The sequence below is a fragment of the Kiritimatiellia bacterium genome (genome assembly GCA_026417735.1).
Classification (GTDB): Bacteria; Verrucomicrobiota; Kiritimatiellia; order PWTM01; family PWTM01; genus CAACVY01.
In genome coordinates, this window is the sequence record JAOACR010000009.1 from 40,368 (window position 1) to 58,344 (window position 17,977).

At 67.4% G+C, this 17,977-nt stretch carries 17 protein-coding genes; 9 read left to right on the top strand and 8 right to left on the bottom strand.

Annotated features, from left to right (window positions below):
* Window positions 1–22: 22 nt before the first annotated feature.
* The 3 genes from N2652_03860 to N2652_03870 are packed head-to-tail and all read left to right on the top strand — an operon-like array spanning window position 23 to window position 2,763.
* Window positions 23–835 carry a polyphosphate polymerase domain-containing protein gene (locus N2652_03860; GenBank protein ID MCX7818332.1) on the top strand — a complete coding sequence of 271 codons (813 nt, stop codon included), beginning with the start codon at window positions 23–25 and terminating at the stop codon, window positions 833–835.
* A 24-nt stretch (window positions 836–859) separates the two neighbouring features.
* Window positions 860–1,543 carry a DUF4956 domain-containing protein gene (locus N2652_03865; GenBank protein MCX7818333.1) on the top strand — a complete coding sequence of 228 codons (684 nt, stop codon included), beginning with the start codon at window positions 860–862 and terminating at the stop codon, window positions 1,541–1,543.
* Between the two features lie 2 nt (window positions 1,544–1,545).
* Window positions 1,546–2,763, top strand: coding sequence for an HlyD family secretion protein (locus tag N2652_03870; protein MCX7818334.1), 1,218 nt, complete (start codon window positions 1,546–1,548; stop codon window positions 2,761–2,763).
* A gap of 7 nt (window positions 2,764–2,770) precedes the next feature.
* Here the strand turns inward: N2652_03870 and N2652_03875 are convergent, their stop codons facing one another.
* Entirely contained in the window at window positions 2,771–3,448 is a 678-nt protein-coding gene (locus N2652_03875; GenBank protein ID MCX7818335.1) for a hypothetical protein, read from the bottom strand.
* A 100-nt stretch (window positions 3,449–3,548) separates the two neighbouring features.
* Here N2652_03875 and N2652_03880 point away from each other — a divergent pair, with 100 nt between their 5' ends.
* The 3 genes from N2652_03880 (at window position 3,549) to N2652_03890 (ending at window position 7,495) form a co-directional block, all read left to right on the top strand.
* Window positions 3,549–5,375 carry a heparinase II/III-family protein gene (locus tag N2652_03880; protein MCX7818336.1) on the top strand — a complete coding sequence of 609 codons (1,827 nt, stop codon included), beginning with the start codon at window positions 3,549–3,551 and terminating at the stop codon, window positions 5,373–5,375.
* 97 nt (window positions 5,376–5,472) lie between these two features.
* Window positions 5,473–5,964, top strand: a complete 492-nt coding sequence (sixA, locus tag N2652_03885; GenBank protein ID MCX7818337.1) for a phosphohistidine phosphatase SixA — start codon at window positions 5,473–5,475, stop codon at window positions 5,962–5,964.
* Window positions 5,965–5,974: 10 nt separating this feature from the next.
* Window positions 5,975–7,495 carry a CHAD domain-containing protein gene (locus N2652_03890; GenBank protein ID MCX7818338.1) on the top strand — a complete coding sequence of 507 codons (1,521 nt, stop codon included), beginning with the start codon at window positions 5,975–5,977 and terminating at the stop codon, window positions 7,493–7,495.
* Between the two features lie 22 nt (window positions 7,496–7,517).
* On the opposite strand, the gene N2652_03895 is transcribed toward N2652_03890, so the two are convergent.
* Window positions 7,518–8,249, bottom strand: coding sequence for an HAD-IA family hydrolase (locus N2652_03895; GenBank protein ID MCX7818339.1), 732 nt, complete (start codon window positions 8,247–8,249; stop codon window positions 7,518–7,520).
* Here N2652_03895 and N2652_03900 point away from each other — a divergent pair.
* Window positions 8,240–8,434 carry a hypothetical protein gene (locus tag N2652_03900; GenBank protein MCX7818340.1) on the top strand — a complete coding sequence of 65 codons (195 nt, stop codon included), beginning with the start codon at window positions 8,240–8,242 and terminating at the stop codon, window positions 8,432–8,434. The genes N2652_03895 and N2652_03900 overlap by 10 nt on opposite strands.
* A gap of 105 nt (window positions 8,435–8,539) precedes the next feature.
* Here N2652_03900 and gcvPB read toward each other — a convergent pair whose 3' ends face one another.
* From gcvPB to N2652_03915, 3 genes are all read right to left on the bottom strand, one after another.
* A complete protein-coding gene (gene gcvPB, locus N2652_03905; GenBank protein ID MCX7818341.1) occupies window positions 8,540–10,003 on the bottom strand; it encodes an aminomethyl-transferring glycine dehydrogenase subunit GcvPB in 1,464 nt (487 codons plus the stop codon).
* A gap of 76 nt (window positions 10,004–10,079) precedes the next feature.
* Complete coding sequence (gene nagB / locus N2652_03910; protein ID MCX7818342.1) at window positions 10,080–10,871, bottom strand: glucosamine-6-phosphate deaminase; 792 nt, start codon at window positions 10,869–10,871, stop codon at window positions 10,080–10,082.
* Window positions 10,872–10,887: 16 nt separating this feature from the next.
* Window positions 10,888–11,745, bottom strand: a complete 858-nt coding sequence (locus tag N2652_03915; GenBank protein ID MCX7818343.1) for a PIG-L family deacetylase — start codon at window positions 11,743–11,745, stop codon at window positions 10,888–10,890.
* 360 nt (window positions 11,746–12,105) lie between these two features.
* On the opposite strand from N2652_03915, the gene N2652_03920 reads away from it, so the two are divergent.
* Entirely contained in the window at window positions 12,106–13,560 is a 1,455-nt protein-coding gene (locus N2652_03920; GenBank protein MCX7818344.1) for a serine protease, read from the top strand.
* Window positions 13,557–14,066 carry a hypothetical protein gene (locus N2652_03925; protein ID MCX7818345.1) on the top strand — a complete coding sequence of 170 codons (510 nt, stop codon included), beginning with the start codon at window positions 13,557–13,559 and terminating at the stop codon, window positions 14,064–14,066. The genes N2652_03920 and N2652_03925 overlap by 4 nt, the downstream gene beginning before the upstream one ends.
* A gap of 417 nt (window positions 14,067–14,483) precedes the next feature.
* On the opposite strand, the gene N2652_03930 is transcribed toward N2652_03925, so the two are convergent.
* Genes N2652_03930 through N2652_03940 form a run of 3 tightly spaced genes read right to left on the bottom strand, consistent with a single transcriptional unit; the run spans window position 14,484 to window position 17,976 of the window.
* Window positions 14,484–15,416, bottom strand: a complete 933-nt coding sequence (locus tag N2652_03930; protein ID MCX7818346.1) for a type II secretion system F family protein — start codon at window positions 15,414–15,416, stop codon at window positions 14,484–14,486.
* On the bottom strand, window positions 15,413–16,303 hold the full coding sequence (locus N2652_03935; protein ID MCX7818347.1) for a type II secretion system F family protein: 891 nt from the start codon (window positions 16,301–16,303) through the stop codon (window positions 15,413–15,415). Before N2652_03935 ends, N2652_03930 begins: the two co-directional genes overlap by 4 nt.
* Window positions 16,300–17,976, bottom strand: a complete 1,677-nt coding sequence (locus N2652_03940; GenBank protein MCX7818348.1) for an ATPase, T2SS/T4P/T4SS family — start codon at window positions 17,974–17,976, stop codon at window positions 16,300–16,302. Before N2652_03940 ends, N2652_03935 begins: the two co-directional genes overlap by 4 nt.
* Window position 17,977 lies beyond the last annotated feature (1 nt).

Below are 17,977 nucleotides of genomic sequence, written 5' to 3' on the forward strand. Positions count from 1 at the left end.
ATAGGGCGCTTGTGATCTCGAAATGATTGCGGTGCGCCAGCGACAACGGCCGACGATCGAACTTGAGCGCTACGAGGCCAAATACCTGGTCGACCCCGCGCGGCTGCCTGAGATTCGAGAGTTCATTGCGCCGTTTTGTGAGCCGGATCACCACGCGGCGGGTGCACTGCCGGAGTATGTGGTGACGACGTTGCAGCTCGACACACCGGACCTGGCGCTCTACCGTGCGAAGGAGCACGAGGCGCTCGCGCGCTTCAAACTTCGGATTCGCACCTACGGGCTGGACCGTCGCTGCCCGGTGTTTTTAGAAATCAAGCGGAAGATCAAGGGCGTCATCGTGAAGAGCCGCGCGACGATTCCGGTGGAGCTCTGGGGTAGCGATTTGGTCACCTCGCCCGGCCGATGGGTGCCGTTTCGTACCGCGCAGGAGGAGATGAACTATCTCAATTTTGTGCGGCTGGTGCGGGAGATCGGCGCACGGCCGGTGGTGCTCCTCCGCTACCACCGCGAGGCGTATCTCGGCCGCAATGACCGGTATGCGCGCCTCACGTTTGACCGTCGGCTATGTTACCATCCGACGCGCGAGTGGACACTCTGGCCGGAGCGGGCACGCTGGTACGCGCTGGACTCGGCGACCTTGTTGGGGCGGCCCCGCTCGATGGTGATCCTGGAGCTGAAAACGTTCAGCGATGCTCCGTTGTGGATGGTGGACCTGACCGAGCGGTTCGATCTGCAGCGGATCGGATTCTCGAAGTATTTTGCCGCGGTGCGGACCGAGTCGCTGTTTCGTGGCGCGATGTACTCGGACGCATCGGAGAACTGCACCATCTGGTGACGAACACCCGCGGGGACGCACACGATGGATGAACTGATGGAGGTGTTCGGGCCGGCGCGGATGCTCGGCGTCGAGGCGATGGCGCTGGCGCTGCTGATCAGCTTCGTGCTGTCGATGGCGGTCGCCTGGGTGTATCGGCGCACCTACCAGTCGCTGGCGTATTCCCGGGCGTTCGTACACACGCTGGTGCTCGGTGCGGCGGTCTCGTGCATGATGATCATGGCGATCGGCAACAACCTCGCGCGAGGGCTCGGCATTTTGGGCACGCTGGCGATCGTGCGCTTCCGCACACCGATCCGTGACCCGCGGGACATCATCTTCCTGTTCGCCTCGCTCGCAATCGGGATCGCCTGTGGCGCGGCGGTGTTTGCGGTCGCGGTGGTCGGCACGCTGTTCTTCTGCGCGATCGCGCTATATCTGCACTGGTCCCCGTTCGCGTCCCGGCGCGAGTACGAGGGGCTGCTACGGTTCCTGCTGCCGCCTCACAGCGATACGAGCCAGCTCGTGCCGCAGGTGCTCAGCCGGTTCTGCGAAAGCAGCGTGCTGGTGGCAGTCCGCGAAGCGGCGCAGGGTGATGCGATCGAATACTCCTACCAGATCCGGCTGTCGGATCCGTCCTTCCACGGCGATTTGCTGGAGGAGCTTCACAAGTTGCCCAACATCGCGGAGGTCAGCCTGTTGATGCAGCGCTCGACCGTGGAGATCTGAGCATGGTCACCCGCCGTCAGCGCCTGCCCCGACATCCGCGCGTGATCTGGAGCCGGCTGAAGTACAAGTGGCCGTTGCTGGTCTGGCTGGCCGCGATCTGGGGGTGTTTGGTGCTGTATCGCTTCGGCGTGCGCACCATCCGGATTCCGGGTGTGGTGGAGGCGCTGCGCGAGGAGGACGCACCGGTCGAGAGCGCACGGCTGGTCGCGGTCCACGTTGCGCCGGGCGATCGGGTGGTGCCCGGCCAGGTGCTCGCGGTGTTCGACAGTTCCCTGGCGGACGCGGAGCTGGCGGTGGAGCGGCTGCAGGCTGAGCGGCAGTTCAAGGATGCGATCCAGGCAATCGCGGAACGCCGGCGCGAGCTGCGGCTGCGGGAGGCCTCCGAGCGGCGACGCCTGGAGGTTCTGGACGCAGAGCTCGCACGGGTGCAGTCGTTGATCGCCGCTAGCGTGGAGGACGCCGCCCGGCTGGCGTATCTGCGCGCGGAGCGCGAGGCGATCGCGCAGACGCTGGCGCTCTACCCAGCCGAGCTGGCCGAACTCGAGCGGGAGGAGGCCGAGGCGCGCCAGCGATGGGAGGAGGCGCGCCGATGGATGGAGGCGGGGGAGGGTGCGAGCTCCAGCACACCCCCAGCGGGCATGGAGGCCTATGCGGCGGCACTGTCGGTCGCGCGCGCGCGGCGGGAGAACTTCATCCTCCGCGCCCGTCATACCGGCATCGTCACCCGCGTCTGGTTTCAGCCGGGTGACGTGGTGCCCGCCGGCACGCCGACGATCACGTTGCTGATTGAGAACCGCCAGCGGGTGACCGGTTTCCTCAGTGAATACGTGACGCGGGAAGTCCGCGAGGGCATGGAGGCGTTCGTCGAGCCTGCGCACGGAGGTCTCGGCTCGCGGCTGACGCCCGCCCGCATCGTCACGGTAAGCCCCGACATCACCTGGCTGCCGACCCGCGTCAGCCCGATCCGCAACCAAACCATTCGCGGCCGCCGCATCGAGGTGAAGCTCTCGGAACCGATCGCGGCCGTGCCCGGCGAAGCGGTGAACATCTATGTCGGCCGACCCTGGTGGAGCGAAGCGTTCGAGCGCTTCGTGCCGGAGCGATGGAAGGCGGAGATCCGCCGCCGCCGGGGCGCGGAGCCATCAGAGACCTCCGCAGCCGGTGAACGGCTCATTTCCGGCGACGGAACGCTGCCCCCCACCTCGACGCCGGCAAGCTAGCTGCCCTTCAGCGGCCGCCCGCCGGAGGCGGTGCCAGCCGCGAAAGCGCGCCCCGCGTCAGATCGTCCAGCGTCGCCGCCGCGCGTTCCTTGCGGATCCAGGTCGGCACCGAATCCCGATATGTGTCCATCTGCAGCAGCCGGAGCGCCTCGACCAGCTCATAGTAGGCCAGGATCACCCGGCTCCGCAGGTCCGCCTCCGCGGTTTGCCGGTCCAAGCGGACCCGCTCGGCTTCGATCCGCGCGCGATGCGCGTCAATCTCCTCCGGCCGGAACACGCGCAGCGAGAAATCCCACACCAGTCCCACCTCCCAGGCGTTCAGCCATTCCGGCTCGTCGCCGATGCCGTAGCTGTCGAGACCGTCCACCGGCCGCATCACAAAACCGTACCGGCGCAGCCCCTGTTCCGCCATCCCGTAACGGACTTCGAGACGCGGCACCCATGCGGCCCGCCGCATGCGCCGGCGCCAGTGGGATTCATCGGTCGTCTCCACTTCCGCGTTGGTCACCGTGGCGAGGAAGACCTCGACGGGCGGCAGGTTCGTCAGCGCCAGCCAGGCGTAGCGTTGGTCCGGCCGCATCCCGCCCGCACGTGCCGGCGGTGAGGAAGTGGAGTTCGCAGCGCACACGGTTGCCGCAACCCCCAGCGAGAACGCAACCCATGTTCGTCTGCACGGCTGGTTCATGTTTGCCTCCGTTGTCGGCATCAATCCGCGATGCTAGTCCCCCGCACGCTGGGTGGCGAGCGCGTTTGCAGCGGTCGGTGCCCACTGGTAGGCTGCGCGCATGAGCGCGTGGCTGTGCGCAGTGGCGCTGGGCGCGGCGACCGGCGGCATCGACGCGGTGCGACTGCAGATCGAGCGGGCTGCACCGCATCCCCGGCTGCTGTGGCCCGCCGGCGGTGACGCGGCACTGCGCGCCCGGCTCGGCGCCGACGCGCGGCTCCGCCGTAGCTGGTCCGCCATTTCGAACGCAGCGGAGCGCATGCTCTCCGAACAGCCGGTGCGCTACCAGAAACAGGGGCGTCGCCTGTTGCACCGCTCCCGCGAGGCGCTGCACCGCGTGTTGCACCTGTCCATGTGCGCGCGCCTCACCGGCGACGACCGCTATGCGCGCCGCGCGATGGCGGAGATGGCCGCCGCAGCGGGGATGCCCGACTGGAATCCCTCCCACTTCCTTGACACCGCGGAGATGACGCTCGCACTGGCGATCGGGTACGACTGGTTACACGACCATCTGCCGGCATCGGAGCTGCAGAGCGTCCGCGCGGCGATCGAACGTCACGGGTTGGCGCCCTATCTGGATGCGCCGCGCGCGCACGGATGGGAACGGGGGCGAAACAACTGGACGCAGGTGTGCCACGCGGGAATGGTCGCCGGCGCGCTCGCGCTGCTCGAACACGACCGCGACCGCGCCGCACAGGTTGTGGAGCGCGCGCTGGCGGGCCTCCCCAACGCGATGCGAGTGTATGAACCAGACGGCAACTACCCGGAGGGTCCCGGCTACTGGATCTACGGCACCACCTTCAACGTGATCTTGATCGCGATGCTCGAGTCCGCGCTGGGGACCGATTTCGGACTGAGCGCGCGGCCGGGGTTCCTAAACGCGGCCGATTACCTGCTCCACACCCGCGCCCCGAGCGGGCTGCTGTACAACTACGCGGACTGCGCGGAGCGAGACGCAGGGTTTGTGCCCGCGGTTCTGTGGTTTGCCGCACGCACCCAGCGGCCGGAACTGCTGTGGTGGGCCGATCGCGACTGGCCCGCCGCGATCGAACATTTCGCCCGCGGCCGGCCGGGCCAGGACCGGCTGTTCGGCGTCGCCCTCCTTTGGGCGGACCCCGCGCTGCGCGGCACCGTGCCCGCCGCGCGAGCGTGGTACGGCCGCGGCGAGAATCCCCTTGCCATCTACCGCGCCTCGTGGACCGACCCGGATGCGCTCTACCTCGCTCTGAAGGGCGGCACGCCGAGCGCCAGCCACGCGCACATGGACATCGGCTCGTTCGTGCTGGAGGCCGGCGGCGTTCGGTGGTCGGTCGATCCTGGCGCCCAGGACTATCACCAGCTCGAACGACGGGGTTTCGGGCTGTGGGACAGTCGCCAGGGGGGCGACCGGTGGAAGCTCTTCCGGTACCACACCCGGGGCCACAGCACCCTCGTCGTCAACGGCGCCGAACAGCGTGTCGAGAGCCAGTCGCCGATCACCTCCTACCAGGCCCGCCCCGACGGCATCACTGCGGTGGTCGAAATGTCCGATGCCTATCGCGACCACCTTCGCGCGGCGCGACGCCGCTTCACGGTGCGGAACAACCGCGAGGTGGAAATCGCCGACGAACTGGTCGGCGGCGACCGGCCGGCCACGGTGCGATGGGGGCTGGTCACGCGTGCCGAGCTCGAGCCGGGTGGTGTGTTGATGCAACGCGGTCGCCGGCTCCGCATCACGGTGATCTCACCGGAGCGCACGCAGCTTGAGCGTTGGCCCGCCGAGCGGCCGGAGTCGGAATACGACGAGCCGAACCCCGGTCTTGGAGTTGTCGGTTTCATCGCCACCGTCGGCGTGGGCGTGACCTCGCGATGGAGCGTCGTGCTCAGCTACGAACCTCCGCCGCGCTGAACCGTTCCCGTCTCCGCACTCGCCAATTCCGGCTCGGCAACAGCGAGCCGGCGAGGTATGATCGACCAAGCGGAGAGCCCAGAACGCGAGGTGGGCAATGCGGATCGTGTTCATGCGGCACGGAATTGCGGTGGATGGCGCCGCGGCGGCATCGGATGAACTTCGCCCGCTGACCGAGGAGGGACGCGAGCGGGTGCGGAAGGTGGCCCGTGGTCTTCGCACGCTCGATTGTCGCCCCCGGATCATTGTCAGCAGCCCGTTGGTCAGGGCTCGCGAGACCGCGGAGATCGTTGCCGAGCTGCTGGCACCTAAGGTAGAGGTGCAGGAGCTCGACTCTCTGCGGCCGGGCGGCAACTTCGCCGAGTTCATGAGCTGGGTGGAGCAGCAGGACGCGGAGGAGATTCTCGCGGTCGGGCACATGCCGGACATCGCGGAGTTCGCGCAACGATGTCTGACCGGGCGGGTGTTGTTCTCGATGACGTTCAAGAAAGCGGCGGCCTGTCTGATCGAGTTCGACGGGGAGCCGGCGGCGGGTCGCGGATGCCTGGAGTGGCTGATCCAGCCGGGGGCACTGCGACAACTGGGCTGAGGGACACTGCTTGAGCCGCGCGCGACTGGAGCGGGAAGCCAGATTCGCGCTGCCGGATGTCTCCCACCTGGCGGCCGTCCCCTTGCGCCTTCAGGAACTGGGGGTGCGACTCGGCCGAGCGCGGTCCGTCCTCTATGAAGACGTTTATCTCGACACGCCCGACGCGAGGCTTTGGCGCGCTGGTGTCGGGTTCCGGGTGCGGCACATGGGGGGCCGCACCGTTGCAACATTAAAGACCGGCCGGATCGCCGCCGACCTTGCTGAGCGGCTGGAGTGGTCTGAAACTGTCCGCGAATGGTGCTACCGCCCAGGGCTGGCACCCGTGCCCGGGACGAAGCTGCGGCGAATTCTGCGCGAGGCCGGCCTGGCGCTTCGCATGAGGCCCCTCGCCCGGCTCACGGTGTCGCGAACCACATGGACCGCGCGGTGGCCGCAGGGGCACACCGTGACGGTGTGCGCCGACGACGTCTGCGCGCGGGTCGGCGTGCGGCGGGTGCGGTTTGCGGAGGTCGAGATTGAAAGCCCCCCCGACGCCGCGACGGCGGAGCGCGCGATCGAGTCGCTGCGGGCGCTGACGCCCTGGCGGCCGCTGCGGGTCTCCAAGCTCGAGCGCGCCTGCCGAGCCGCCGGACGCCGACTGCCCGAGCCACCCGCGAAGCGACCGCTAGAACTACCGCCCAACGCGACCACCGCAGAAATGGCGCGCCGCGTGCTCGCCGCGTACTGGGCCCACTACCAGTGGAACCGGCCGGGTGCCGCAGCCGGATTCGACCCGGAGTTCCTGCACGATCTGCGGGTCGCGATCCGGCGAATGCGCGCAACCGCCTCCGCGCTCGAATCAGTTTTGACGCCCTCATTGACCGCGTGGTTGAAGGACTTGAAGTCGGTCGCACGTGCTGCCGGACGGGTGCGCGATCTCGACATCGTGCTGGCATGGAGCCGGGAGCCCGCAGCGCGAGAGAGTGCACTCGTCGCGCCGGCCGCGCGAGGGCAAATGACCGCGCTGCTCGCGCGCGAACGTCAGCGGCGGTTGCGGAGGCTGCGGCGATTGCTGCACGACCCCGCACAAGAGCGATGGAACCGGCGGCTGCCGGCGCTGCTGCAGACGATCCGCAGTGACAGTTCGGAGTGCGCCCGCGCGCTGATTCGCGCACAGGCCAATGCGGCGCGGAAAGCCGCCCGCGCCGCCGCACGGCGCATCAGTGCGGACACCCCGCTGGAAGAGTTTCACGAGCTCCGAATCCGCTGCAAAACGTTGCGATACCGTTTGGAACTGCTGCGGCATTTCGGCGATCCGGCGGTGCGAAAGGCGATCAGCCGATTGGCGGGGCTGCAGGATGAACTTGGGCGCCTTCAGGATCTGGCCACCGTGCGGCACGAGCTGATGGCACTGCGCCCCGCCGCCGGCCATCCGCAGCTCAGCAGTCTGCTGAGGGAGTGGCGGACACTGCTGGATCGCCAGATTGATGAGCAAAGGCGGCGGGCCTGGAAGCGCCTGCGAAACGTGTGTTGGCGTGAGCTGCGGCCGTAGCCGGCCGCAGGCTGTCCCCAGTTCAGCCGCCGAGGCTCCCCAGGCCCAGTGCGACGCGCAGATCCGTCGGCACCGTCGCCAGATCCGGCGCCAGCCAGTCCGGCCCTGCCTCCGCGAGCGCCTCGGGCGGAAATGTGGTCCAGAGCGCCAGACACCGCATCCCTGCCGCGCGCGCGGCTTGAATCCCGGGCACCGTGTCCTCGACGACCAGACACTCGGAAGGCTGAAGGTCAATCGCCCGCGCCGCCGCGAGAAATACATCGGGAGCCGGCTTGTTGCGGGGCGCCTGTTCGGCATCGGTCAACGCATCGAACCACTCGGTGGGGAACCGGATCGCGTCGAGAATCGCACGAAGCTTGATCATGTCCGCGCTGGTCGCGACCGCGGTCCGCAGCCCCGCCCGGCGTACGTCCAAGATGAACTGCCGGGCACCGGGCAGCGGTTGGAGGCGGCCGGGCAGCATCGCACGAAAAATCTCGTAGGTGCGGTCGCGGTCACGGGGAAGCACCGCACGCACACCATGCCGGGCCGCCACGCCGCCAAAGTAGGCTTCGGAGCCGCGGCCCATGAACGGCCGAAATTCCTCTGGCGAAGGCCACACCCCGTGGAGTTCCCGAAACATCGCGCAGGCGGCCTCGGCCATCAGCGTTTCGGAATCGCACAACACGCCGTCCATGTCGAAGATCACGCCGCGCAGCGGCGGGCGCTCTTGCGCGGGCAGCCGCCCTCGCGTAGGTTCGCCACATGAGCACATCGCCATGGATCAGCTTGCTCGCCGCCGCGGTCGTGGTCGGACTGTGTTTCGTCGGCCTCGGGATCGGCGTGCTGGCGGGCCGGCGCCGTCGCATTGGCGCGTGCTCGTGCGAGTTCGACCCCGACGCTGCGCGCGCGGGCCGCTGCTGCGATCCGTCACGCTCCTGTCGCACGGCCGAGCGATGAGCGGGCGGCCCCGCGCGGTCCAAGGATTGAACACCAGCGAGGTGGCCGCCTCCCGCATTGGGAGCCGTCGGAGGACTCTGCCGACAGCGGAAGCGCGCACGTGATTCACTCCGGCGCGGCCAGGTCCATTCGCCGGGCCGCAGCAACCTCATCGAGACGGCCGACCGGCGTGGTGATCGGTGCGCGCCGCAGCGCTTCCGGATCACGCTGCGCAAGCGCGAGACATTCGATTACCGCATCGCAAAACTGATCGAGCGTTTCGCGCGACTCGGTCTCCGTGGGCTCGATCATGATCGCCTCTGGCACGTGGATCGGGAAGTACACCGTCGGAGGGTGCACGCCCCGATCGATCAGCGCCTTTGCGAGGTCGATCGTGTGCAACCCGAGCGCCGTGAGTCGGCGGCCGGTGAACACGCACTCGTGCATGCATCGGCCGGGGTTCACTGCGTCCAGGTGCGGGCGCAGCCGTTCCTGCACATAGTTCGCGTTCAGAACGGCGGCGGTGCTGGTCGCGCGCAGCCCCTGCCGGCCCAGCAGCCGCAGGTAGGCGTACGCGCGCACCAGCACCGCGAAATTGCCGTAGAAGGGCGCGATGTAGCCGATGCTCTTCGGCGCGTCATAGTCGAGGTAGAAGGTGCCGTCGCCGCGCGCGCGCACTCGGGAGATCGGCAGGTAGGGTCGCAACCGCTCGACGACGCCGACCGGCCCAGCGCCCGGACCGCCACCGCCATGCGGGGTGGAAAACGTCTTGTGGAGATTCACATGGCAGATGTCGAACCCCAACTGCCCCGGCTTCACGCGCCCGAGCAATGCATTCAGGTTCGCACCATCGTAGTAGAGCAGGCCATCCACCGCATGCACCGCGTCCGCAATCTCGCGGATCCGGGCGGGAAACGCGCCGAGCGTATCGGGGCAGGTCAGCATCACGCCGGCGGTGTCGGACCGAATCGAGGACAGCAGTCGGTCCACGTCCATGTGGAAGTCCCGGCGGGACGGAATGGAGACGACGTCGTAACCGCCGAGTGCGGCGCTGGCGGGGTTGGTGCCGTGCGCGGCATCGGGCACAATGATGTGCGTTTTTCGATGACCGCGGTCGCGGTGGTAGGCGGCGATCAGCATGATGCCGGTCAGCTCGCCGTGCGCGCCAGCAAGGGGCTGCAGCGTGAACTCGGCCATGCCGCAAATTTCCGAGAGCATGCGCTCCAGCTCGTAGAGCAGCTGAAGCGCGCCCTGCGTGAGCTGTCCGCCGTGTCGCAGCTGCGGCCAGAGGGGATGCAGATGCGCGAATCCCGGCAGCGCGGCGGCAAGCTCACCGGCGCGCGGGTTGTATTTCATCGTGCAGGAACCCAGCGGATAAAAGTGCGTGTCGACCGAAAAATTCCGGCGCGACAGGCCCGTAAAGTGGCGCACGACGTCCAGCTCCGAGAGCTCCGGCAACGCGGCCGGTCGGCTGCGCAGCAGTTCCGGATGCGACTCGATCGGCGCCGGCCCAATCGGCTGGGGCCATCGCACCGCGCGACGGCCGGGCACACTTTTTTCGAACAGCGTTTGGGGGTCAGCGCCGCTCATTGGACCGTTCAACATAGCGGTGCCGGCGGACTGCGGCAAGCGTTTGTCGCCGCGGGCTGCGGCCGGTACGCTGCGCTCAGAGGTTTTGAAACTCGCGCCACTCCGGCTCCGTCGCGAAAATCCAGCGGTAGTACTCCTTTTCCTGCAGATTCGCCGCGGCCGCCTCGTCCACTACGACAGTACAGGCAGGGTGCAGTTGGATCGCGCTGGCGGAGATCATCGCGGTGATCGGGCCCTCCACCGCGCGCGCCAGCACCTCCGCCTTCGCCGCGCCGGTGACCAGCATGATCAGCCGGCGGCATTCGAGGATCGTGCCGACACCCATCGTAATGGCGCGGCGGGGCATTTCGTCCGGATTCGGAAACTGGCTGCGATTTTCCCGAATCGTGGTTTCGGTGAGGCACTTCACTCTCGTGCGCGAACGCAGCGCCGACAGCGGCTCGTTGAAACCGATGTGACCACTGCGGCCCAGCCCGAGCAGCTGCAGATCGATTCCACCCGCCGCGCGGATCAGCGCCTCGTAGCGCGGCCCCTCCGCGTCGGGATCCGGCGCCATGCCATTGGGCAGGTGGGTTCGCGACGGATCGATGTTCACGTGGTCAAACAGATGACGCCGCATGTAGTGGTGGTACGAGCCCGGATGCTCGGGCGAGAGGCCCACGTACTCGTCGAGGTTGAACGTGGTGCAGTGAGAGAAATCCAGACCGTCGCGGCGGTGAAATTCGACGAGCAACTGATAGACCCGTTCCATCGTCCGGCCGGTCGCCAAACCGAGAACGATATCCGGCTTGCGCCGCAGCGCCCGGGCGATGAGGTGGGCCACGAGCCGAGCGGCCGTCTCCGCGTCGGGTCGAATGATCACCTCCATCGCCTGCCTCCTCCCTTCACCAAAGATCCAGCCGGTCCCGTGCGCCGACGATGCGGGGCATTCGCGGAGCCGGCGACCACTGCTGCCCCCGCCACACGCCCGCGCGGTAGAGCGTCGCGAACACGAATGCGGGGGCCGCACCGCCCTGCCCTCCCACAATTTCCGCGCCGCGCCGCACGTTGTCTTGCATCCAGGCCGGCAGGGTGAGGTGGTAGGGATTGCGCGACACCTCGCCTGCATGCAGCGAGACCGCCGCCACCAGATCTGCGACGTCCGCCACGGTGGATTCGATCATCAAGTTGGGTGCCGCCATCGGAGCCCAGAACTCCGACTCAATCGCCAGCGGCGCCGGATCCAGCGCCGCCGCGGCGAGCGCCTCGCGCACCAGCAGGTGGGTACCGATGTGTGTGCTGTTCCAGTCATGTTCGTGCGGGAACAAGACCGCCTGCGGCCGCACCTCCACCAGAATGTCTGCGATCAGACGGACCGCCTCCGCCCAGTTCCGCCGATCCTCCGCGCGCCCCTTCGGATTGATTTTTTCCAGGCCGCCAGGCCGGCTCAATCGCAGTTCAAAGCCCAGGTAGCGGCAGGCCTCCGTCAGTTCCGCCAGCCGCCCCTCGCGGCGTGCCACGTTCGAACCCAGCGTCACTGCGACGTTGATGACCCGCACACCGCTTTCCCTCGCCAAACGCAACGGCAGCGCTCCGGTTATCGCTTCATCGTCCGGATGCGGAGAAAAGAGCATCAGCACCGGAGAGCCCGCCGAGGGCGCCGGCGGAGACGGGAACTGTAGCTCGCTTCGCTGCACTGCCCGCCCCCGTTCCATCAGCCTCACATATCCTTCGACAAACTCACGATAGGGATTGTCTCTCATCGAACGTACTCCGCATGTTTATACGCAGTGAAAACTATTATAGGTCGCCGGCATGAGTTTGGCGAACTTTGCGGTCAGAATGTCAGAGCCTACCGTCTTTCCCAACCCGCATGCCCCTGTCCTCTTGGCCGGCAGAATTCAGGGTGCTCCCGAACCGACGCCTCTGCCGGACGTGATCCCCGGCGTCCTTCTGCGCCGCCCATTGAGAACACGACGCATCTCGACTGCCGGCCTCACCGAAGACCCCGGCCCGGGAAATCGCTGCCTACAAGTGTCGATCGCCGCTTGCGCCACCGTTCGGCGCACACGTTGAACGGGCGCCGCGGCAGGGCTAGACTGAGCTCGGCAGGCAGGAGGCAAATGAGCAACCCTCGCCAGCGATGGAAGTTTGTGAAGCTGGCAGCGGTCGTGACGACGCTCAACGCGGCGGGCGAAACGGCTGCGCCGCCGACAGCCGTCTCCGCGGCAGATGCTGCCGGGCGGGTCTTAGTGATTCCGATTCGGGGCCCGATCGAGCCGGCGCTGCTCTACATCGTCCGGCGCGGCGCGCAGGAGTGCGCCGCCGCGGACGACATTCGGGCGGTGGTGTTCACAATCGACACGCCAGGGGGCCAATTGGAGGCAACGGAGCGGCTGATCCGCGTGATTCGCTCGATCAAGGTGCCGAGATACGCGTGGATCGAGCGGCAGGCGTTTTCCGCGGGTGCGCTGATCTCGCTCGCAGCCGACCGCATCTACATGGCGCCGGGCAGCGTGATCGGGGACGCACTGCCGATCATGGTCGTTCCGCTCGTGGGTCCGCAGGAAATGCCCCTCGATCTGAAGGAAAAGATTGTCTCCGCGACCGCCGCGCTGGCTCGCGCAACCGCGGAGCAGGCGGGTCACAACCCCGCGGTCGCGGAGGCGATGGTACGGGCAGAGATGGAACTGAAAATCGGCGATGATCTGGTCAAACCGGCCGGCCGGCTGTTAACGCTGACCGACCAGGAAGCGGCCCGGCCGGTCGGCCCCGAGCGCAAGCCGCTGCTGTCCTCCGGTACGATTCCGAACCTGGAAGGCGTACTGCGCGAAACCGGGTTGTCCGGTTGCCGCATTGAAGAGCTCCGGGTGACCTCGGCGGAACGGATCGCGCGCTGGATTGAGTCGCTCGGCTGGCTCTTTCTCCTGATCGGGATCGGCGGCATCTATGTCGAACTGCGAACACCCGGCTTCGGCTTGCCCGGCACGTTGGGGCTGTTGGGGCTGGCGGTGTTCTTTTGGGGTCATCATGTCGCAGGGCTGGCGGGCTACGAAGACCTCGCGCTGATTGTGGTGGGAACGGTGCTACTGGCCGTGGAGGCCGCGCTGCCGGGGTTCGGCATTCCGGGCGCGCTCGGTTCGATTTTTCTGATCGGCGGCATCGTGCTGGCGATGACCGAGCGGCCGCCCGGCGGGTGGCTGCCGACGCCCGAGATGTTGCTGCGCCCCCTCGGCCATCTGGCCGCCGCCGCGTTGGGCACCGCGGCAGTCGGATGGCTCGCCGCGCGAGTGCTGCCGCGGACCGCCCCCTATCGCGAGCTGGTGTTGACCGCCTCGACCTCCCGCAGCGGAGGATTCGTCAGCCACGAACCTCCCTCCGGCCTGACGGGGCTGGTGGGCGTCACCATGAGCGATCTGCGGCCCGCCGGTGTCGCCTTGTTTGGCGAGCGCCGGCTTGATGTGCTTGCCGATGGCGAGTTCATCCCCGTCGGCACGCCGGTGCGCATCGTTCGGGTCGAGGGGTTCCGGATTATTGTGGAGCGCGACCGCGCGGCCGAAAGCCGCCTCACCACATGAGCCCGCCGACCCTTCTCTACCTGGCACTGATTCTGGCCGGCATCGTGATGCTCGGCCTCGAAATCTACGTGCCCGGCGGTGTGCTCGGCGTGCTCGGGCTGCTCTGTTTGGCGGGAGCGGTCGCGATCGGCTTTACGCTCGGTCCGATGGTCGGCTGGCTCAGCGCAGCGGCGGTGGTGTTGGGGACCGGCATCGGCGTATGGGTATGGATCCGCTGGTTTCCGCGCACGCGCGCAGGTCAGCGGCTCACATTGACCGCCGATGGCCGGGACTTCAAAGCGCCGTCCGCGGAGTGGCGCGCGCTTGTCGGCATGACGGGCGAGGCGGTGACTGATCTGCGACCCGCCGGCATCGCGCGCATCGGCGGCCGCCGGGTGGACGTCACCGCCGAAGGCACTTGGATTGAGGCGGGGCGGCCGGTGCGCGTGGTCGCGGTGGACGGCGTGCGGATTGTGGTGCGTGCGGTGGACGAGCGCTCTGCTCAGCTTCCGGAGGGCGTCCGCTGAGTTTCCTCGGCTCGGAGCGCGGCCGGCGTCGGTGAACGCAAAGAAGCGGCGGACAGCGTCCGCCGCTTCCTTGTGAAGAGCTGCCGCTCGCGGCACCCGGCCGGGCGGCGACGCTCTTACTTCTTCTTCGCGGCCTTCTTCGCCGGTTTCTTCGCAGCCTTCTTCGCTGGCATTTCGCATTCCCCCCTTTCAGCCCGGATCCATGGATCCGGTTCGTTCACATCGCATCGCGAAACCCCGCGGCGCAACCAAGACGGCGGAAGAAGCAGCGTTGGGACGAACGTGCCACGATACGGCTGATGGGTCGCCCCGACGATCCGATCGCATCGTGATCACACGTCGCATTAGCGGAACATATAGTGGAAAAATTTTTTTCGTCAACTGCGGCGCGCAAAATCCCGCTCGCTGGTCTTGTGTTCAGAATCCGTGCTGCAGCACTTGCACCACGATGGGTCCCAGCAAGATCAGGAAGACCGAGGGGAAGATGAAGACGATCAGCGGAAACAGCAGTTTCACCGGCGCCTCGTTCGCCATGCGTTCCGCGTTGAGAAACCGGCGCACGCGCATTTGATCCGCCTGGATGCGCAGGATCGACCCGATACTCACCCCGAGCTCGTCCGCTTGGACCAGTGCGTTCGTCACTGCGCGCACGTCGGGATGCTGCACGCGGTCGGCCAGATCCCGCAACGCCTCGCGCCGTGTGCGCCCGAGCTGCACCTCCCGAAACACGCGGATCAGCTCCTCGTTCAGCGCGTCGAGTTCGCGGCGATCAATGATGCGTTTGATCGCGGTCATGAAATCAAGCCCCGCCTCGACCGAAAGCGTGAGCAGGTCCAGTACGAACGGCAGCGCGCGCTGAATCTGGAGGTGCCGCTCGCGGAGCCGGCGCTGCAGCCACAGCGAGGGCTGAATGAACCAGTACAGCACCAGCACCAGATCAAACAGCACCGCGCGCTGCGCGAGCGCGGCGCCGACCGCTCCCGGCACGCGGCGGAGAACCGCGTGGACCGCGATCACGGTCAACGTGCCGAACACCACGGGCATCAGAAAGCGCAGCGCAATGAGCTCTCGGCCGCTCAGCAGACCCTCGAAGCCCGCCGCGATGAGCCGCCGGTCATGTTCCTCGCGCAGCCGCGCGAACTCCGGCCGGTTCACCAGCGGCGCGAGGTTCGGCGCGAACGGCAACAACAGCCGATAGCTCAGCGGCAGCCGCCGTTCCCGGCGGCGGCCGTCTGCAAGCGTAACGTAGGTGATATCGGCCGCAATCCGGCCAATGTGCCAGGCGAGCAGCGCTGCGGCGGCCGCCCAAAGCGTGCCGAGTAAGATGTCCGTCGCCGGCCAGCCCGTCATATGCGGATGTCCACGATCCGGCGGATCACCACCGCGCCGGTCGCCACCAGCAGTCCCGCCGCGACGATCAGCCCGATGCCCAGGCGCGATGCGAAAAACGCCTGCATCATCTTCGGATCCACCAGACTCATCAGGAACAGCAGCGCCAGCGGCATCAACCCCACCACGATGCCCTGCAGGCGCCCCTGGGCGGTGAGCGATCGGATGCGCCGCTGAATGCGCATGCGTTCGCGGATCGTCGCCGCGATCTTTTCGAACACCTCGGTGAGGTTGCCACCGGTCTGGCGCGCGATCTCGATCGCCTGGTTCATCAGGATCAGGTCCTCGCTGCCGACCCGCTCCTCCATGTTGCGCAGCGCGTCCTCGAACCTCACGCCAACCCGCACCTGCTGCAGAAAGAGTGAAAACTCCTGCGAGATCGGATTTTCGTTCTGTTTCACGATCGTCTCGAACGCCTGCAGGATGCTGAACCCGGCCTTCAGCGCGCTGCTCATCCCGATCAGGCTGTCCACCAGCTGCTGGTTGAATCGCGCCAACCGTCGGCGTCGCAGGATGTGCAGCAGGCCGCGGGGCGCCATCAGCGCGAGCCCCGCACCAACGGAAGCGAATACCACCCCGCGGATCACGCCCGCACGGCTGCCGAGGTCACCGAAGAGCAAGTAGAAGAGCAGGAACACGCCCAACGCGCCGTACCGGGCCAGGTCCGCGATCCGCTTCGGCGGGATGAACAGGAAGAGGTCCTCAAACTGCCGCGCCGTGTCGGCGGAGAAGGTTCGGGCGTACTGCTCCATCCCTTCCCGCAGTCCGCTGAGCAGCGCCCAGCCGAGCAGCGCAAAACAGAGCCCGAACAGCGCCGGGATCAGCAGATGGCCCAGCAGCGCGCTCATCCCGCCCTCGAGGGATCAAAAATCGAATGATCCAGCGACAGGCCGCGGCTCTTCATCTCCTCGACGAACGTCGGCACGGAGCCGGTCGGGACCAGTCGGCCGATCACCCGCCCGCGCGCGTCGACGCCGCGTTGTTCGAAGACGAAAATATCCTGCATCGTGATCTGATCCCCCTCCAGCCCCACCACTTCCGCGACCCGGCTCACTTTGCGCGTGCCGTCGCTGTACCTCGCCTCGTGCACGATCAGGTGAATCGCGGAGCCGATCTGTTCGCGGATCGCGCGCAGCGGAAGGTCCATACCGGCCATCAGCACCATCGTCTCCAGCCGCGAGATCACGTCGCGCGGCGAGTTCGCATGGATCGTCGTCAGCGAGCCTTCGTGGCCGGTGTTCATCGCCTGCAGCATGTCCAGCGCCTCGCCGCCCCGCACCTCGCCGACAATGATCCGGTCTGGCCGCATGCGGAGCGCGTTACGCACCAGGTCCCGGATCGTCACCGCCCCCTTGCCCTCGATGTTGGGCGGCCGCGCCTCGAGCCGAACGACATGCGGCTGCGTCAGCCGCAGTTCTGCAGCGTCTTCGATCGTGATGATGCGATCGCCGGGCGGAATGAACGAACTGATCACGTTCAGCAGCGTCGTCTTGCCGGAGCCGGTGCCGCCGGAAATGATCATGTTCTTGCGCATCAGCACGCAGGCGCGAAGGAAGTCGACCAGATTCGGCGTCCAGGTGCCCAGCCGCACGAGGTCTTCCGCGGTGAACGGCTCGCGGGAGAACTTGCGAATCGTCAAGCAGGGTCCGACCAGCGACAGCGGATGAATGATCGCGTTCACGCGCGAGCCGTCCGGCAGGCGCGCATCGACGTACGGCTGGCTTTCGTCGATGCGTCGGCCAATCGGCGACACGATGCGCTCGATCACCGCGAGCACCGAATCGTCGTCGAGAAATGTCTTGCCGGTCAGATACAGTTTTCCGTGCCGCTCCACATACACCTGCTCGCAGCCGTTCACCATGATTTCAGTCACTTCCGGGTCCGCGAGCAGGTCCTCCAGCGGCCCCAGCCCGATCGCCTCGTCGTAGACCTCCTTCGCGAGGCGCTCCGCGTCGATGTCCTTCGGCAACCGGTCGCGCACGTCGCGGATGATGGCCCGGATTTGTTCCATCGCACGGCGACGCAGATCCTTCTCGTCAATTCGGCCGGCGGCCAGCCGCTTGATGTCGAGTCGCTGCAGCAGCTCGTTGTGGATCTGCCGGCGGATCGAGCGACGGCGCTGCTCATCCTCCGGCCGCGGCCGGGCGAGCGGTAGCTCTTCCTCCATGCCCGCGTCGGGCGCGACGGCGAGGGCTGGCGCCGGCGCGGCGGCGGCGAGGTCGGCGGCAGGCACGATGCGCAACCGGTACGGACCGATGCGCAGCGTCTGGCCGGGCAACACGAGCCGGCGGCCGGTGACGCGCACATCGTCGACGAAGGTGCCCTGGTCGGTCATCAGGTCTTCGACCCAGATCTCACGGTCACCGACCGTCAACACCGCGTGCCGCCAGTTCACGGATGGGTCGGGCAGCACGATGAGGTTCTCGTGATCGCTGCCAATCGAGTAGACGCCGGTCTCGAGCGGAAACGTCCGTTCGGGCTTGCCGGGCCGCGCGATCTGCAGGCGCCAATCGCCGCCCATC

What these genes read in the sequence shown, in the direction of transcription:
- N2652_03895 (MCX7818339.1), bottom strand. Translation starts at nt 8,249, where the DNA reads ATGTGCTCATGTGGCGAACCTACGCGAGGGCGGCTGCCCGCGCAAGAG.
- N2652_03900 (MCX7818340.1), top strand. Translation starts at nt 8,240, where the DNA reads ATGAGCACATCGCCATGGATCAGCTTGCTCGCCGCCGCGGTCGTGGTC.
- nagB (MCX7818342.1), bottom strand. Translation starts at nt 10,871, where the DNA reads ATGGAGGTGATCATTCGACCCGACGCGGAGACGGCCGCTCGGCTCGTG.
- N2652_03880 (MCX7818336.1), top strand. Translation starts at nt 3,549, where the DNA reads ATGAGCGCGTGGCTGTGCGCAGTGGCGCTGGGCGCGGCGACCGGCGGC.
- N2652_03875 (MCX7818335.1), bottom strand. Translation starts at nt 3,448, where the DNA reads ATGAACCAGCCGTGCAGACGAACATGGGTTGCGTTCTCGCTGGGGGTT.
- N2652_03915 (MCX7818343.1), bottom strand. Translation starts at nt 11,745, where the DNA reads ATGAGAGACAATCCCTATCGTGAGTTTGTCGAAGGATATGTGAGGCTG.
- N2652_03930 (MCX7818346.1), bottom strand. Translation starts at nt 15,416, where the DNA reads ATGACGGGCTGGCCGGCGACGGACATCTTACTCGGCACGCTTTGGGCG.
- N2652_03920 (MCX7818344.1), top strand. Translation starts at nt 12,106, where the DNA reads ATGAGCAACCCTCGCCAGCGATGGAAGTTTGTGAAGCTGGCAGCGGTC.
- N2652_03925 (MCX7818345.1), top strand. Translation starts at nt 13,557, where the DNA reads ATGAGCCCGCCGACCCTTCTCTACCTGGCACTGATTCTGGCCGGCATC.
- N2652_03860 (MCX7818332.1), top strand. Translation starts at nt 23, where the DNA reads ATGATTGCGGTGCGCCAGCGACAACGGCCGACGATCGAACTTGAGCGC.
- gcvPB (MCX7818341.1), bottom strand. Translation starts at nt 10,003, where the DNA reads ATGAGCGGCGCTGACCCCCAAACGCTGTTCGAAAAAAGTGTGCCCGGC.
- N2652_03935 (MCX7818347.1), bottom strand. Translation starts at nt 16,303, where the DNA reads ATGAGCGCGCTGCTGGGCCATCTGCTGATCCCGGCGCTGTTCGGGCTC.
- sixA (MCX7818337.1), top strand. Translation starts at nt 5,473, where the DNA reads ATGCGGATCGTGTTCATGCGGCACGGAATTGCGGTGGATGGCGCCGCG.
- N2652_03940 (MCX7818348.1), bottom strand. Translation starts at nt 17,976, where the DNA reads ATGGGCGGCGATTGGCGCCTGCAGATCGCGCGGCCCGGCAAGCCCGAA.
- N2652_03870 (MCX7818334.1), top strand. Translation starts at nt 1,546, where the DNA reads ATGGTCACCCGCCGTCAGCGCCTGCCCCGACATCCGCGCGTGATCTGG.
- N2652_03865 (MCX7818333.1), top strand. Translation starts at nt 860, where the DNA reads ATGGATGAACTGATGGAGGTGTTCGGGCCGGCGCGGATGCTCGGCGTC.